Source organism: Methanosarcina sp. MTP4, assembly GCF_000970045.1.
Classification (GTDB): domain Archaea; phylum Halobacteriota; class Methanosarcinia; order Methanosarcinales; family Methanosarcinaceae; genus MTP4.
Genome location: NZ_CP009505.1, coordinates 2,488,325 through 2,502,760, shown reverse-complemented (window position 1 = coordinate 2,502,760; position 14,436 = coordinate 2,488,325). Strand labels below are relative to the sequence as shown.

Below are 14,436 nucleotides of genomic sequence, written 5' to 3'. Positions count from 1 at the left end.
CCACCTTATTGATGGCAGATAAATCGGCTGCAGATGAAAACAGCATACTTCTTGAACGCATTTTCCAGATCCACGAATCCTCCTGCAAAGTAGTTCTGGCAATAACCGGCGGCGGAGCCGAAGTTATTGGGGAATTGCTCCGGCACGGCAGCGGCTCGGCAACAGTACTGGACGCGTTTGTCCCATACGGTATGGAGGCGATGGACCGCTTCCTCGGAAGAAAACCTGAGAAGTACTGCTCGGAGAAAACCGCAAGGCTCATGGCAATGGTTGCCTACCAGCGAGCTCTTGAACTGTCAAAAGGCTCCGACGGCTCCGACGGCTCCACAGATCAGGACGTAATCGGGATCGGAGCGACCTGCAAGCTCAAGGCGGCAAACGAGCGGGAAGGAAGAAAACACGAAGTCCATGTTGCCATACAGGCATATCGTGAAACCGGGGTCAGAACCCTTGAACTGACAGTGGACCGGACAAGGGAAGAGGAAGAAAAGATTGCTGCAGCCCTGATTCTCAATGTGCTCGCCCGCTACTGCGGTGTTCCTGAAATTGATTTGCCGAATGGGATCGGAATGCCAGGTGAAATCGGAACCGGTGTTGAGGCAGCAGAAGGGGAAAGAAAAAAAGAAGAAGTTTTTGAAAAATATGCTTCAGTTTCCGGGGCGGTAGGAGATCTTCTGAGACAGCAGAGGTTCAGCCCGGACAGTCCTCGTGAAACAGCTGGGATGGCAAGGATCAATTTTGATGAGGAAATCGAAGACGCAAAAAAAGCTCCAGAAGAGATAAAGCCTGAAGAGATAAAACTCGTATTCTCCGGCTCTTTTGACCCCTGCCACAGGAACCATGTTTTCATGGCAAGTTGGGCGTCGAAGAAATATAATTCGCCCGCCCATTTCGAGATTTCTTTGACGAACGTTGACAAACCGCCCATAGATTTTATCTCACTGAACCAGAGGCTTGATTCGTTGAGGAAATACAAAGACGAAGCTTTCATGGGTGGGGTTTGTCTGACCAACGCGCCGCTTTTCCTGCAAAAAGCCGACCTTTTCCCGAACAGCACCTTCATCATTGGGGCTGATACCTTTAACAGGCTGTTTGACGCAAAATACTATGACGGCACAGTGGATACACCCGCCATTTTAAAGAGTTTTAAGGAAAAGAATGTACGTTTCATGGTGTTTCACAGGAAATCCATTAAAATTTCCGTCAATCCTGAAGTTCTTGAGTTTTGCGAGATAATCCCGATGGACGAATATGCAGATGATGGGACGTCTTCCAGGGAAATTAGAAAGAAGCGAGATAATAAATAAAGTGAATAAGGGCCGCTACACATTAAATATAAATAAAAAGTAATATCTAAAGTTTTCTGTTTTGAATTATGAATGAAAGACGCTGTGTTTGAGTTATGAACTAAAGGACTGCTGTGGAGGTTGAATTCAATTTTCCTATGCAATTTTTCGGGGATCCTGGAAAAGCCGTCCGCTTCGCTGCGCTCTGCGGTCTGTGAGTGCCCCGGCACCTGAAAATCAAATTGAAAAATATTCACTGGTAAGTTCTCTAATACATTCTCTAATACGTTTTCTAACACATTTTCTGATTTACTTTAAAGTTTACACTTTGTAAGTTTTCATGCTTATTTTCCGAACACCTTGCAGTACTGTGCGAGTTCGCTCTTGAAAATCCCTCTTCATATTCAAAGACCCGGAAGATATATTTAAATATAAGTTTCATTTTTTGCGTACCAGATAGAAACTTTTATATAATATATTAACCGGTAATAAGTTACCGGTTGCCTATGATGGTGCAGCCAAAAAATGGAGAAGTGAATTAGCAGATGACCAGCGAAGAATTACTGCAAGAACTTTCGGATGCGATCATCTCCTGCAAAAAGGACGCAGTCCTTGCCGCCGTGGAGAAAGCGAAGTCTGAGATTCCTGCATCGGAAATCATTGAAAAGGGGCTTGCTGCCGGCATGAACGAGGTCGGAGTCCTCTTTGAAAGGGGGAAACTCTTCTTACCCCATGTGATGATGGCAGCTGATGCCATGACTGCCGGAGTTAGTCTCCTGGAAGCCGGCATGCCTGCCGGGGACCAGGGAAAGAAACTCGGAGTCATTGTCAACGGGACCGTGGAAGGAGATGTCCACGACATCGGAAAGTCCATTGTTTCCACAATGCTCCAGTCTGCGGGTTTTGAGGTACACGACATCGGAAGGGACGTCCCGATCCGGAACTTTGTGGAAAAGGCAAAGGAAACAGGGGCTGACATGATCGGGCTTTCCGCGCTTATGACAACCACTCTTCCGGGGCAGAAGGAAGTCATCGAGCTCCTGAAAGAGGGAGGGCTCCGTGAGAAGGTGAAAGTCATGATAGGAGGAGCTCCCGCAACTCAGGCCTGGGCTGAAAAAATCGGAGCGGACTGCTACGCGGAAAACGCCAGCGAAGCCGTTACAAGGGCAAAAGAGTTGCTTCTGTAAGCCAGGTTCCGGAGGACTAAAAATGGCAACTGAATATTTACTGAGAATGGGAGACGGAAAGCGGATTTCCCTGACAAAAAAGCAAATTTTTGAAGAAATCGAAGAAGGTTCGGCAAACGCGGCTGATCTCGGGGAAACCCCTTTCCTCTCGGGGGATGAGCTTGAAACCCTTGCCGAAATCCTGATGATGCCCGGAAAAGCCGTAAGCGTGGAACAGGGCATGGAAGTTCCCGTGACCCACGACATCGGGACCCTCAGGCTTGACGGGGACCAGGGAAACAGCGGGGTCGGGATTCCCAGCAGCCGTCTTGTAGGCTCAATGATGCACGAAAGGGCTTTTGGGGCCGACACCATGGAGCTCGGGCACATCGACTACAGTTTCAAGCCCGTCAAGCCTGTTGTCGCAAACGAGTGCCAGGCTATGGAAGTCTGCCAGCAGAACATGATTATCCCTCTCTTCTACGGAGCCATGCCCAATATGGGGCTCTACTATACCCCGGACGGACCCTTCGAAAACCCCGGTGACCTTATGAAGCTTTTCAAGATCCAGAAGGCCAGGGAGTCCATGGAACACGCAGCCGAGCACCTTACCAGGGACACAGTCTGGGTCATGCAGCGGCTCATGGCAAGCGGAGCCGATGGGGTCAACTTCGACACCACCGGAGCTGCCGGCGACGGGGACATGTACGGGACCCTGAACGCTGTGGAAGCCCTCAGGGCCCGGTTTCCCGACATGTACATCGAAGTGGGGATGGCAGGAGAGATGGTACTCGGGATGCATGGGGAACTTGAATACGACGGGACTACCCTTGCCGGGCTCTGGCCCCACCAGCAGGCCCCCCTGGCTGCAAAAGCCGGAGCAAACGTTTTCGGCCCGGTCTGCAACACCAACACCAGCAGGACCTCAGCCTGGAACCTGGCAAGGGCTGTTACTTTCATCAAGGCAGCCGTTTCAGCTTCTCCCATTCCCTGCCACGTGAACATGGGCATGGGCGTTGGGGGAATCCCGATGCTCGAAACTCCACCTGTAGACGCCGTTACCAGGGCCAGCAAGGCAATGGTCGAGATTGCCGGCGTAGACGGCATATAGATAGGGGTCGGCGACCCGCTGGGTATGCCGATTTCCCACATAATGGCTTCCGGGATGACCGGGATAAGGGCTGCAGGGGACCTGGTTGCAAGGATGCAGTTTTCGAAGAACATGCGGGTTGGGGAAGCAAAAGACTACGTCGCAAAGAAGCTTGGTGTCGGGGTTGGGGACCTCACCGACGAGTATGTCATGAGAGAGCTCAGGGAAGAACTCGATATCGGAGTAATCACTTCCGTGACAGGCGCAGCCAAGGGAATTGCCGCAAAAATGAACATCGAAAAACTGCTCGGCATCAACATTAATTCCTGTGAGATGTTCCGAAAACAGATCGTGTAAACGGAACGAAAAACGGACAGGAAAACTAACAGGGAAATTTTCGTTTTATTTTACTTATGGATGTGAATCCGCGAATTAAAAAAATAAAAAACATACAAAAAATATAAAAAAGGAATTGTTATGGACGAAGATACCAATCCCCCCTACTCACAGGTAGACTGGCAGCACGGGTCGGAATGCAGCCGGGCGAGCTGCGACCCAAAAGAGCTTGAACGGAGCATTGACTGGAAACAGGGACTTGCAATTGCACTCGGTGTGCCGCTGTTGATCCTGCCTTCCATTGGCTATTTTACAAGTTATGTCTGGGCGTTTTCAATAGTTGTCTGGGTGCTGACCATTTTCCTGGGCTTTTTCCAGAACTTTGCATTCGGGGAGCTTGCAACCGTCTTTCCGAAGGCATCAGGGCTTCCTGGCTATACCCAGACGGTTTTTGGCTCAGTCTCCAACAAGAGCAATAACGGGAAATTCAAGTTAGGAAAGTTCATAGGCGGTTTCAGCGCCTGGAGTTACTGGTTCGGCTGGAGCCCGGTGCTCGCGATCTATGCGATTCTAATCGGAAGCTACATGCACGGCCTGGTCCCTGCCTTCGGGGCTATCCCTGAGACCCTGCTCTCCTTACTGGTAGGAGCCGTGATCTTCGGGGGCCTTGCCATTCTTAACTCTAAAGGGCTCAAGAACGGCGCAACGGTCGGATACATCCTGGCCGTGGTCTCCCTGGTCCCCCTCCTAGTAATTACAATCGCCCCCTTCCTTACCGGCGATTTCCAGATGGCAAACATTACCGGTTCCTGGTTCCCAACCGACTGGGTCTGGGATATGAAGCACATCCTTATCCTCTTCGGGATTTTCGCAATGGCTGAATGGAGCGCCTGTGCCTGGGAAACCGCAGCCATCTATGGGCCCGAGTACAAGAACCCAAACACCGACACCCCGAAAGCCCTCCTGGTATGCGGAGCAATCTGTCTTGTGCTCTACGTGCTTGTCCAGACCTCGGTTATCGGGACCCTGGGAGTCGAAGGCGTACTTTCCGAACCCGTATCCCCGATGCTCCCAATCGCCAACATGACCCTGGGAAGCCTTGGAGCTTCGATTACAATCGTAATGTTGATAGGGGCCATGCTCCTGATCATCCAGACCGCCTTCCTCTCCTCAGCCAGGTCAATCTATTCGATGTCCGTCGAAGGCAATCTCCCGAAGTTCCTCAGCAAGCTAAACTCCCACGGGCACCCAATGAACGCAATGCTTGCAGATGCCCTTTTCAACATGTTCCTTATCCTGCTCGGGACCCCGACGGCAATCCTTGCAGCCTCAGCCATCGGGTACATCTGTGCAAACGGGATCAGCCTCTACACCTACGTAAAAGTGAGAAAAGACCCCGAACTCTCAAAGCTCGAAAGGCCCTTCAAAGCCCCCCGCGGTTGGAAAAATGTGGCTCTTGCAACCGCCTTCCTGAACATCCCCTTCTTCCTTATCGGGATTATCTACCTCAACAGCCTCGAACTTGGCTGGAACACGACCTTTGTCGGCTTTTCCGTGCTCTGCCTCTTCATACCGCTCTGGATCTATTCCCAGAAGGAGAAGAGAGAAGATATGCTAGAAGGCGAAATTAAAGAAAAAGAAGCCATACCTGTCGATATAACTGCCTGATTTTTTGTGCAGAGTGTCTCAGTTCAGAGAGTTTCAGCGTAGAGAATTTCAGCGTAGAGAATTTCAGCAAAAGAGGTCCGAAAATGCCCCCGGAAAGTTCCACCAGTCGGGGGACAGGTCCGGACCCGAATGTTTGTTCCCGGAGCACGGAATGTTCCGGGTTCCTTTCTTTTCTACATCTTTACTTTTATCATTTACCCCCGGAAAACTCTGGATATTATGCCAGGTAAAATATAAAATAAGGATTATTATTTCGTATTGCTTATTTTACCACGCAGACAGATAATGTAAAGAGAACAGATTTCCGCAGGACCTTAGGACTCGTCACAGAACAACCTATGCATATTCCAGATTGGATATATTGATTTTCAAGATCAAGATCACCAATCGAAGTTATAATTGAATGATAAGTTGCATAGTTTATTTCGCTGCGGGTCCTTATTGTTTCGGACTCACGGAAGAAGCTGTTTCTCAAGAAATTCGCGGGGGAATAAATTACGGGAAACGAGCATGGGGAATACGACGTCTGTTACGTATGCATCTCCGATATGCACCTCGGAGAAGAAGACAGCCTTCTGACCAACATAGAAGGGGGAAACCTTGATACCAGCAAGCCGAGCGAAGTTATGGTCAAACTGGTGGAGTGCCTGAAGGAAATCATTGGCGAGAATAAAATTAAAGAAAAAAAACCAACCCTGATTTTAAACGGTGACATCTTGGAACTGGCCCTGACAAAGACCAATATCGCAGCAATGACTTTTGACCGCTTTCTTGAACTTATCTTAAAAAAAGATGAACCATTATTCGACAGGGTAGTCTACATACCCGGAAATCACGACCACCACATCTGGGAACTGGCAAGAGAGAGCCAGTACACTGACTACATTTGTAGGCACCCAAACGAAGACCTGCCTTTTCCCTGGCACAAAACCCCCCTTTGCCTGCCTCCCCTTCCCGATAATTATTCCAGCAATGGTTGGGGCTACATCAGGCCTGGTGAAACCGGGGACGTAACCTCGGACGTGGAAGATAAAAGAATTGGTTCCGAATTCCTTGACCGGCTGATAGAACGCCATTCTTTCTCCAAGTACGAAGGAATAGAGCTGGATGACAGAATTCGGATAGAGATTGCTTACCCCAATCTGGGCCTATTTTCGGAGGACAACAAAAAATGCGTACTGATCCACCACGGGCATTTTGTGGAAGTTATATATCGACTGATGAGCATTTTAAAAGCAGCTGCCCTTGGGATTGACCGAGATATGCCTCTTGACGTCCAGATGCTTGAATCGGAAAACTTCGCCTGGATTGAATTTTTCTGGTCCACCATGGGAAGGTCCGGAGATGCTGGAGAGATTTCCGAAACCTGTTACGAACACCTGGGCAACAAAGAGCACATGGAAAAATTAACATCCGAAATTGCCAACAACTTATCAAATAAATACGGGGTGATTTCTCCCCTCGCCAAAAAAATTGAAGCTGCAGTAATCAAAGATATCTTAAATCTGATCCACAGATGCCTGGTCTCAGACTGGGTAAAATGCCAGGAAAAAGGTTCCAAGGGAGAAAATACTGTTAGGGGAATACTTCTGTACCTGAATACCGTATGGAACCAGATCCTTGAAGAGCAAAAAGGAAATGCACCTTCCGAATTGACTTTCATTTTCGGGCATACGCATAAACCCTTTGACATGTGCATCCCTCTTACCGGAATACTGATAGAAGGCCTGACCACTGACCTGAACATCTACAACACCGGGGGCTGGGTGGTCGACGAAGCCGTGTGCAACAAAAACAAAGGCGCATCAATAGTTTTGCTGGACAAAGAACTGAATCATGTCGAGGTTCATATGTATAAAGAAACCAGCTGTCCAGAGATGAGTTGTGTAAAAGTCACAAGTAGAAAAACAGACGGAAATCCCTTCTACGATACAATCAAATCAAATATAGAAAATTGGGAGAAAGAAAATAAGGAGAACGAAAATAAGGAGGAAGAAAATAAGGAAAATCCATGGAATGAGTTCTCAAATATAATAAATTACGAGATAGAACTAAGGAGAGAATGTATTAAATGCAGACTTCAAGGTCTTTGAACTAACCCCCCTGAAGGCAGACTAATACACTCCTTTATGTTAAAGCATCCATTTCCACACCTGCTTAACCATAATTTTCTTCCATTTTTCCCCGGCCCGGTTCCCCATATTTATCTCCAGAATTTCATCATCATCCAGCGTCAGGATAAGCCCCTCTTCAAGCCCGTACTCCTGCATGGCCCCCATCAATCCTTCTATCTCCCTCTTCCTGACCGCCGGATTCCCAAAATAGGTCGAAACCTGAATGGCCTCTGTAATTTTCTGTCCCTGTCTGCCCTCTCCCTTCACCACAAAATCGCATTCCCTACTGTCCCTGAAAAAGAATACCTCCTTTCCTCTCCTCAAAAGTTCCAGAAACACAAGGTTTTCAAACCTCAGCCCCAGGCTGTCCGGGTAATTTGTCGCCACGGTCTTGAAAAATCCAGTGTCTCCGGCATAGACCTTGCAGGAAGCAGCGGTCCCATTCTCGTATCCGTTCCTGTTTCCGTTCCTGTTATCAGCTTTATCCTGAGTATCGGCTTTATTCTGAGTATCAGCTTTATCCTGAGTATCGGCTTTATCCTGTGAATGGTTGAGCATCGGGACCCTGTACAGCAAAAAAGCTTCTTCCAGATGGCCGAGATAGCGCCGGACAGTCTCCTCACTTTCGATCCCACTCACCTTTTTCAGTGTCTCGAAAGAATACTCGCTTGCCACGTTGGAGAACAGGAAAACAACAAGCCTTCTCAGCCCTTCCGCATCCGGGATTTCGTGCCGGTCAAGGATTTCCTTCCGGAGGATTTCTTCAAAATATTCCCGTGAGAGTTCAAACTTCTCATTTTTTATGACCTGAGGGAAGCCGCCGTTGTCAAAATATTTCAGGAAATGGGACAAGATTTCATCTTTTCTGGAAGTGGGAAGGGAATCAAGGTCCGGATCAGACATTTCGATCCCCTTCAGCCGCAGGTATTCCTTGAAAGAGAAGGGAAAGATCCTGAGCGGCTTGCTCCTGCCCGTGAGGAAGGGGCCGTTTCCGGAGTTCAGGAACTTTGAGTTTGAACCGGTAACAAAAACCTTTATACCCTCTTCGTAAAGCTTGTTCAACCAACTCTCCCAGAGCGGGATATGCTGGATTTCTTCCAGAAAATAGTAGACCTGCTTTTCTCCACCCTCTTCAATCTCTTTTTTATCAAGCTCTTTCCCGGAACTTCCGTTAAGCTCTGCAGCAATATCCCGGATATCCTGAAAATTCCGGGGTTCGAAATCTTCCGGCCTGATGGCTTCAAAGTTGATGTAGACTTTTATTCCGTCCAGCCTGTCCGCTATCTGCTTCAGAAATGAAGTCTTCCCGCAGCCCCTGATCCCGCAGATCATGACTACTTCTCTGCCCTTTAGATAGCAGTCTATTTTCAGGTCACGGGGGATTAGGTCCTGATGTTTTTGAAAGGAGGGCTGCCGGGGGAGGATTATACGGCGGAGTTCGGATTTTTTCATTATACCCACCAGGTTTTGTGAAGTTCAGCTATATAGCTTTCATTGGCATTTGAGAGGTTCTCGATAAATGGATAGTAAATGGCAGTGAACCTTTTTTGCGATGGGAGGATTAAAAAAGCGAGCAAGGGATAGCTCGAAATCCTGAATTCTAATCCCTTACAACCGGAATATCGTCTTCCGTCGTTTTTGTCCACGGACGCCAAAGGCGGCCGGCCTTTCCAAAATAAAGTGAAGAAAAGAAGATTAACAATGAACATTAATAGTAAAGTCAGTCAAAAAAGTCAAGCGGAAAAATAATATAAAAACATGTACGATCAGCATATATTCAGTTCAGTATATTTTTTTGTTCCTTTTTGGTGAGGGCCGCCAGGCAAGCTGGCGGAGGTTACTTATTTAACAATTGAGCTTATACCATTTTCCACAGAATTTCTTATTTTCCAATAATATTGGCTAATAAAAATTATTTGCCGAAAAAATTTGTTTAAAACACATTTTAAGCAATGATAAGCATAAATAAAGGTATAATGGCAATTATATGCAGTATTAATCGTTTAATAGGTAAAATAAGGGCAAATCGGGATTTCAAACATAGCAAAAAATTAGATTTTTGTGCATTATAAACTAAAAAATCATATTAAATGTTAATTTATAATTCATATATAACATAAATTAAGTATTTATGATTAATACTTCTAATAGGCATTTTGAGGAGTACTAATTTAAAATCATTATATGTAATTTTTTGGCTAAATAAGTATTTTTAAGCTTTTTTTACCGTTTTAAAGCATTTTAGTAAATTTTGGCATAAGCTCAATTAAATTGAAAAACGGTTCCCTGGGTCAAGTGAAATGTAACATCAACCGATTAATCAGGAACCGCTAAAAATTCCATATTCGACCTCAAACCATTTGTAAAAGAGTTGCCTTTTCAAGAAATATCCTTCACCAGATACACCGTATCAACAAGAGGTCCACGGTCATCTTCTATTATCCGAGCCGTTGAAAAACCCTTTTTCCCGTAAAGAGCCAGAGCAGACCGGTTTGTGGACCAGGTACATACGTACATTCGTTCCATTCCTTCGGAGCGCATCTGTTCTTCCAGCAGGTTTATGAGTTCCGAGGCTAGTCCCATGTTCCGGAAGCCGGGGTTCACCGCCACAAAGGAGATGTACGCATTGTTTTCTCCTTCCCACTGTTTTTCGTAGCTGATAAGCCCGGCAATTCGATCAGGTCCAGCGGGCCTGTCAGGCTGGGGAAATGTCTCTATCCCTGTTCCTTTTCCTGTTTCTGTCCCTAATCCGGAATCTGCCCCCGATCCAAACCCTGAATTTGAGATGCCTTCTGCCATCAGAAAATTAGCGTCAGGTTTTACAAGGGAATTTTCAATCCTTTCTTCAATCCCCCCGGGCCTTTGGGAAAGAGGCGGGTAAAATTCCGAATCCACAAGTTCTATGAACTCCCGGATCTGAGAGTGGTCGTTTTTTTCGGCTTCCCGGTAAAAGATCCGGAGAGGTTTATTTTCTGTGATCATGTTTTTCACGCAAAATGCAGGTGCAGGCATGTTTGCAAAGAATATTCATAAGCATTTCGCCTGCTTTTTTTACGAGCAGGAATTGACTCTTTTGCCTTCCAATGAGGCCTTTCCGGAGAATCTGAAGTTTAAATTTTTCTAGAGACACCTGGTTTCAAGGAATTAAATTTGCGATAGTTTTTTATATTATTAAGTAGGTGCTAAGTTGCCGCATTCCCTCTGTGTACAGGGGGAATCGGGGGCTCTTCACCCTCTGTGCCGACCGGAACCTTCTTGACGACAAACCGGACACACATCCGTCGCTCAAAGTCGTGAAGAACCCTAAAAACCTTCCGGAAAAACCACCCTTGCCCGTTTGCAGACGGCCTGGTCAATGAGGTTCCGGAGTTCTTACCGGATTGACGTGAAATTAAAAAGTTTTTATACTCACTGGAAATATATAAATATGGTTAATCCGGTAACATGGGTCTGTACCCCCATTAACGAAAGTGGAACACATAAGGTCCTTTACTAACATTACTCATCACTCCACCCTGGCAGGCGAGTGAGTTGTTCCGGTAATGGGTGAAGGATCGGAAAAGAAGGATTCGGACATCAGTTGATGCTTTTTGTGGTAGAGAAGCAAAATTCTGAATTTGTCCAGGCGAGGAAGCGAGAACAAAAAGGTTAAGCAAAGGCACATTTCATTTCTTAACGATGCCTCAAAGGCTGTGAAGCGCTCAAGATGTCTCAAAGCTGTTCAGAACTATCGGAAATGAAGATTTGCCTCTGGTTTTTCCTGCCCACTTCCGAACCATCTACTTCTTTTCTAACTCTTCTATTCACTTCCACCTTTTTCGTGAACTTCTTTAACCCATAACCGTTTTGTTTAACTTACTCTGCTTAACTTACTCTGCTTAACTTACTCTGCTTAACTTACTCTGCTTAACTAACTTTTTTAGCCTAACTTTTGTTATAAAATATTGCCCCATGTAATTATATTTTAGTTCAGTCTCTCAATATTTCCATAGTTGTATGAAAAGAGCCCACTGTATGAGATCTATCTGGGTAAAATATTTATAATAATAAGCTACAAATGCATGGCTTGTATTTCTGTTGCGGAAATACAAAAAAGTTCTTCGCTAATTCATAACGATCATCACTTCACCCTGGCGGCAATGAGTGGTTCGTTTCGTTAGGTGGGCGAAGAACGGGTAAAAGGAAATATTGGGCAATAGGTATATTTGAAAGTGGTAGATAACGGCAAGTATGCCTGAAAAACCGGTGGAAAGGCGTAGCGTAAAGGTTTGAAGCAATTGTATCTCTTTTTCCAGATCGATGCCTCAAACGTCGTATAACAAATGCCTCAATGTTATGCGGTGGTCACAGATACGCACTTTTAACCCTTGAATCCCGTTAGTGTACGGTATTTTCGGGGCACAGAAAGTGGATTTGCTTTTTGCCTTATTAAGCGCTTTCGCCCTTCCACCCTCAATTTTCTCCAATAAATTTTCCCCTACATTTTCCCCTTATACCTTCCAGTACCTTACCCAACGCCACCATGTCACGGGAGAAGAGGAAGAAGAAAAAAGTTGAATGAAATTCTCTGCAACTAATTTTTCCTGGTGTTTTCGTTATTTTCGCTACTTTCGTTATTTTCGCTACTTTCGTTATTTTCGCTACTTTCGTTATTTTCGCTACTTTCGTTATTTTCGCTACTTTCGTTATTTTCGCTATTTTTTGGTATCTTCCTGGTATTTTTCCGGGTAGTTCACTGTTAAGCACTTAATCCGGAAAGGTCACAGGTTTTCGGCAGACCAGTCGGTAACTGCTTTTACCCACTGCTTGAGCCTTTCCGGACTGCTGGGGGAAGGTGTACCGCATCCAAGCATGCTTGCTTTTGCTCCTCCGTCCAGCGCTTTTATCGTTTCTTCCCGGATCTGCTCTTCGGAACCGTCTATCATCAGGAGAGGGGTTACATTGCCGACCACGGGCACGTTCCTTGCGATCTTTACGACTTCTTCCATCTTGACTGCCTGTTCGACACTGAGACAGTCTGCCCGGGTGGCTGCCATACCCTCGATAATCGGGGTTGTGTCACCGCAGATGTGGAGTTCCCATGGGCATCCCCGTTTGTGTATGAATTCCCCGAGTTCTATTTCCGCGGGCACCCCCACCTGGTAGTAAAAGTAGGGGATAACGAGGTTGGGCGAAGCAGAAGCATCGGAATAGTAAAGCACGTCTGCCCCGGCTTCAATGCATGCTCTTGCATAGATCTTATTAATTTCCAGGGCTTTGGAAAACCATTCGATCATTTCTTCCATGACCTCATCTTGATTCAGGCTCCTGCAGCTTAAATTCGCAAGTTTATCAACTCCCATCAGATACCCCGCAAGAGTGACAGGCCCGACAAGGAAAGGCGTAATTGCAGCATCAGGAAACTTTTCTTTTGCAAGCTCTGTAGCTTCGATGGTGGTTCTGACGTAAGGGTCTGCCAGGAATTTGTCCGGGTCAAGGTCCACGTCCTCGGGTTTTTCAAAGAATCCTTTGACAGATGGCTGGATGTCTATCCTTCCCATCTTAACCTCAAGCCCGAGAGCCATGGATTCCACAAACATCCCGAAAGGCATGACAATATTGTCTATCCCTGCATCCGTATGCATCAGACTCGCAGCATTGACCATCATTTCCGCATCATGATGGTAATCGGGAAAAACTCCCCCGCTTTTCTTAGTATATTCCGCAACCATAGCGGAACCCGAGATTACAGGGACCCTATCTACAGGTTCCCGCCTGAGCATAGCCAGAACTCGTTCCCTTGAAGTCATTTCGTCCTGCACGTTTCATCTCTCCTTTTTAATATATTTACTAATTATACAAGCAATGTATATTTAACTTGCTTTTCAGAAACCCTATCCCGGCTCGTAAAATCCATGGTAAATCACAAAAATCCTACATCAGGAAACTTGTCTTACTTTTCCAGGCTCTTTTCGGACCCCCTTTTCTCCGGGAAACCCCAAACCTAAACTGCGAATAAAACTGCACCTTAAAAAATCAATAAATAAGTTGGAGGATAAAGTAAGGAATAGAAAATTCCTCCTGAAAAAGGAGAATCGGAGAATATAATGAACCCTAAAACCTTGAAACAAGCATCAATCCTTTTGATCGTCCCGGCTCTCTGCCTGCTCTTCCTGACCGCAAGCCCCGCAGCAGCCGAGTTAATCGCAGAATCCGTCGAAATTCCCTACCAGGTCAACCACTCGGATCGAGTAGCAATCGGAACGGTCAGTGACATAGAAGAGCATTACGACTATACCATCTTTACAATCACAGTCGAAGAGTGGCTTTATAACCCCCTGCCCGCCGAAACCATAAAGGTGAGAACCGAAACCGGCACAGGCGTCTGGACCGAAGACCAGCCCGAATTCGAGGAAAATGAAGAAGTGCTCCTCATGCTGAAGGACCTGGACCTGGAGGACCGGCTCTTCAAAGTGTCCGTAGAATTCCCCGGAAAGCGCCCGGTGTCCGATAGAGGTGCCGTGATTGAGGAACTGAAAGTGCAGGGGAAGTGGCAGGAAGGAAATGAGACTGGTGGTGATGGGGTTGAAGGTGAGCCGGAAGAAGGAGATACGGGTTCAGTTCCTGAATCAGAAAGCACTCCTTTCATTAGTTTGGTGTGGGTGCTTGCAGCAGTGGTAGGGGTGGTTTTCGCGATCAGGAGGATGGAATAAAACCGGGGTTTTAAAAAAGACGTGCTGATGCTGAACTTAAACCGAAGCAGCCGGAATAGCCTTATCGAGTCTGTCTTGTTCCGG

Annotated in this window: 9 protein-coding genes and 1 pseudogene; 6 read left to right on the top strand and 4 right to left on the bottom strand. The window is 46.5% G+C overall.

Going from position 1 to position 14,436, the window contains the following annotated elements; translation table 11 throughout:
* The first annotated feature begins 11 nt into the window (after positions 1-11).
* The 5 genes and pseudogenes from MSMTP_RS10350 to MSMTP_RS10325 all read left to right on the top strand — a co-directional run bounded on the left by MSMTP_RS10350 (position 12) and on the right by MSMTP_RS10325 (position 7,639).
* The gene (locus tag MSMTP_RS10350; protein ID WP_048179021.1) at positions 12-1,307 is read left to right on the top strand and encodes a hypothetical protein; all 1,296 of its coding nucleotides are present in this window, start codon (positions 12-14) and stop codon (positions 1,305-1,307) included.
* Positions 1,308-1,831: 524 nt separating this feature from the next.
* Positions 1,832-2,473, top strand: coding sequence for a dimethylamine corrinoid protein MtbC (gene mtbC / locus MSMTP_RS10345; protein WP_048179020.1), 642 nt, complete (start codon positions 1,832-1,834; stop codon positions 2,471-2,473).
* Positions 2,474-2,495: 22 nt separating this feature from the next.
* Positions 2,496-3,899, top strand: a pseudogene (mtbB, locus tag MSMTP_RS10340) ([dimethylamine--corrinoid protein] Co-methyltransferase).
* 120 nt (positions 3,900-4,019) lie between these two features.
* Positions 4,020-5,546 (top strand): APC family permease, encoded by a 1,527-nt coding sequence (locus MSMTP_RS10330; RefSeq protein WP_048179015.1) that lies wholly within the window; start codon positions 4,020-4,022, stop codon positions 5,544-5,546.
* A 494-nt stretch (positions 5,547-6,040) separates the two neighbouring features.
* Complete coding sequence (locus MSMTP_RS10325) at positions 6,041-7,639, top strand: metallophosphoesterase (protein WP_369799639.1); 1,599 nt, start codon at positions 6,041-6,043, stop codon at positions 7,637-7,639.
* Positions 7,640-7,678: 39 nt separating this feature from the next.
* Here the strand turns inward: MSMTP_RS10325 and MSMTP_RS10320 are convergent, their stop codons facing one another.
* The 4 genes from MSMTP_RS10320 to MSMTP_RS10305 form a co-directional block, all read right to left on the bottom strand.
* Positions 7,679-9,112, bottom strand: coding sequence for an ATP-binding protein (locus tag MSMTP_RS10320; RefSeq protein WP_048179012.1), 1,434 nt, complete (start codon positions 9,110-9,112; stop codon positions 7,679-7,681).
* 927 nt (positions 9,113-10,039) lie between these two features.
* Complete coding sequence (locus MSMTP_RS10315) at positions 10,040-10,642, bottom strand: GNAT family N-acetyltransferase (RefSeq protein WP_048179011.1); 603 nt, start codon at positions 10,640-10,642, stop codon at positions 10,040-10,042.
* A 1,470-nt stretch (positions 10,643-12,112) separates the two neighbouring features.
* Positions 12,113-12,406: a hypothetical protein gene (locus MSMTP_RS10310; RefSeq protein WP_048179009.1), complete on the bottom strand. Its 294-nt coding sequence runs from the start codon at positions 12,404-12,406 to the stop codon at positions 12,113-12,115.
* Positions 12,407-12,420: 14 nt separating this feature from the next.
* Positions 12,421-13,461 (bottom strand): uroporphyrinogen decarboxylase family protein, encoded by a 1,041-nt coding sequence (locus tag MSMTP_RS10305; RefSeq protein WP_048179007.1) that lies wholly within the window; start codon positions 13,459-13,461, stop codon positions 12,421-12,423.
* Between the two features lie 285 nt (positions 13,462-13,746).
* Here MSMTP_RS10305 and MSMTP_RS10300 point away from each other — a divergent pair, with 285 nt between their 5' ends.
* Positions 13,747-14,352: a hypothetical protein gene (locus tag MSMTP_RS10300; protein WP_231582749.1), complete on the top strand. Its 606-nt coding sequence runs from the start codon at positions 13,747-13,749 to the stop codon at positions 14,350-14,352.
* Positions 14,353-14,436 lie beyond the last annotated feature (84 nt).

Coding starts and splice junctions, on each gene's coding strand:
- mtbC (WP_048179020.1), top strand. CDS start 1,832: ATGACCAGCGAAGAATTACTGCAAGAACTTTCGGATGCGATCATCTCC.
- MSMTP_RS10330 (WP_048179015.1), top strand. CDS start 4,020: ATGGACGAAGATACCAATCCCCCCTACTCACAGGTAGACTGGCAGCAC.
- MSMTP_RS10320 (WP_048179012.1), bottom strand. CDS start 9,112: ATGAAAAAATCCGAACTCCGCCGTATAATCCTCCCCCGGCAGCCCTCC.
- MSMTP_RS10350 (WP_048179021.1), top strand. CDS start 12: ATGGCAGATAAATCGGCTGCAGATGAAAACAGCATACTTCTTGAACGC.
- MSMTP_RS10300 (WP_231582749.1), top strand. CDS start 13,747: ATGAACCCTAAAACCTTGAAACAAGCATCAATCCTTTTGATCGTCCCG.
- MSMTP_RS10315 (WP_048179011.1), bottom strand. CDS start 10,642: ATGATCACAGAAAATAAACCTCTCCGGATCTTTTACCGGGAAGCCGAA.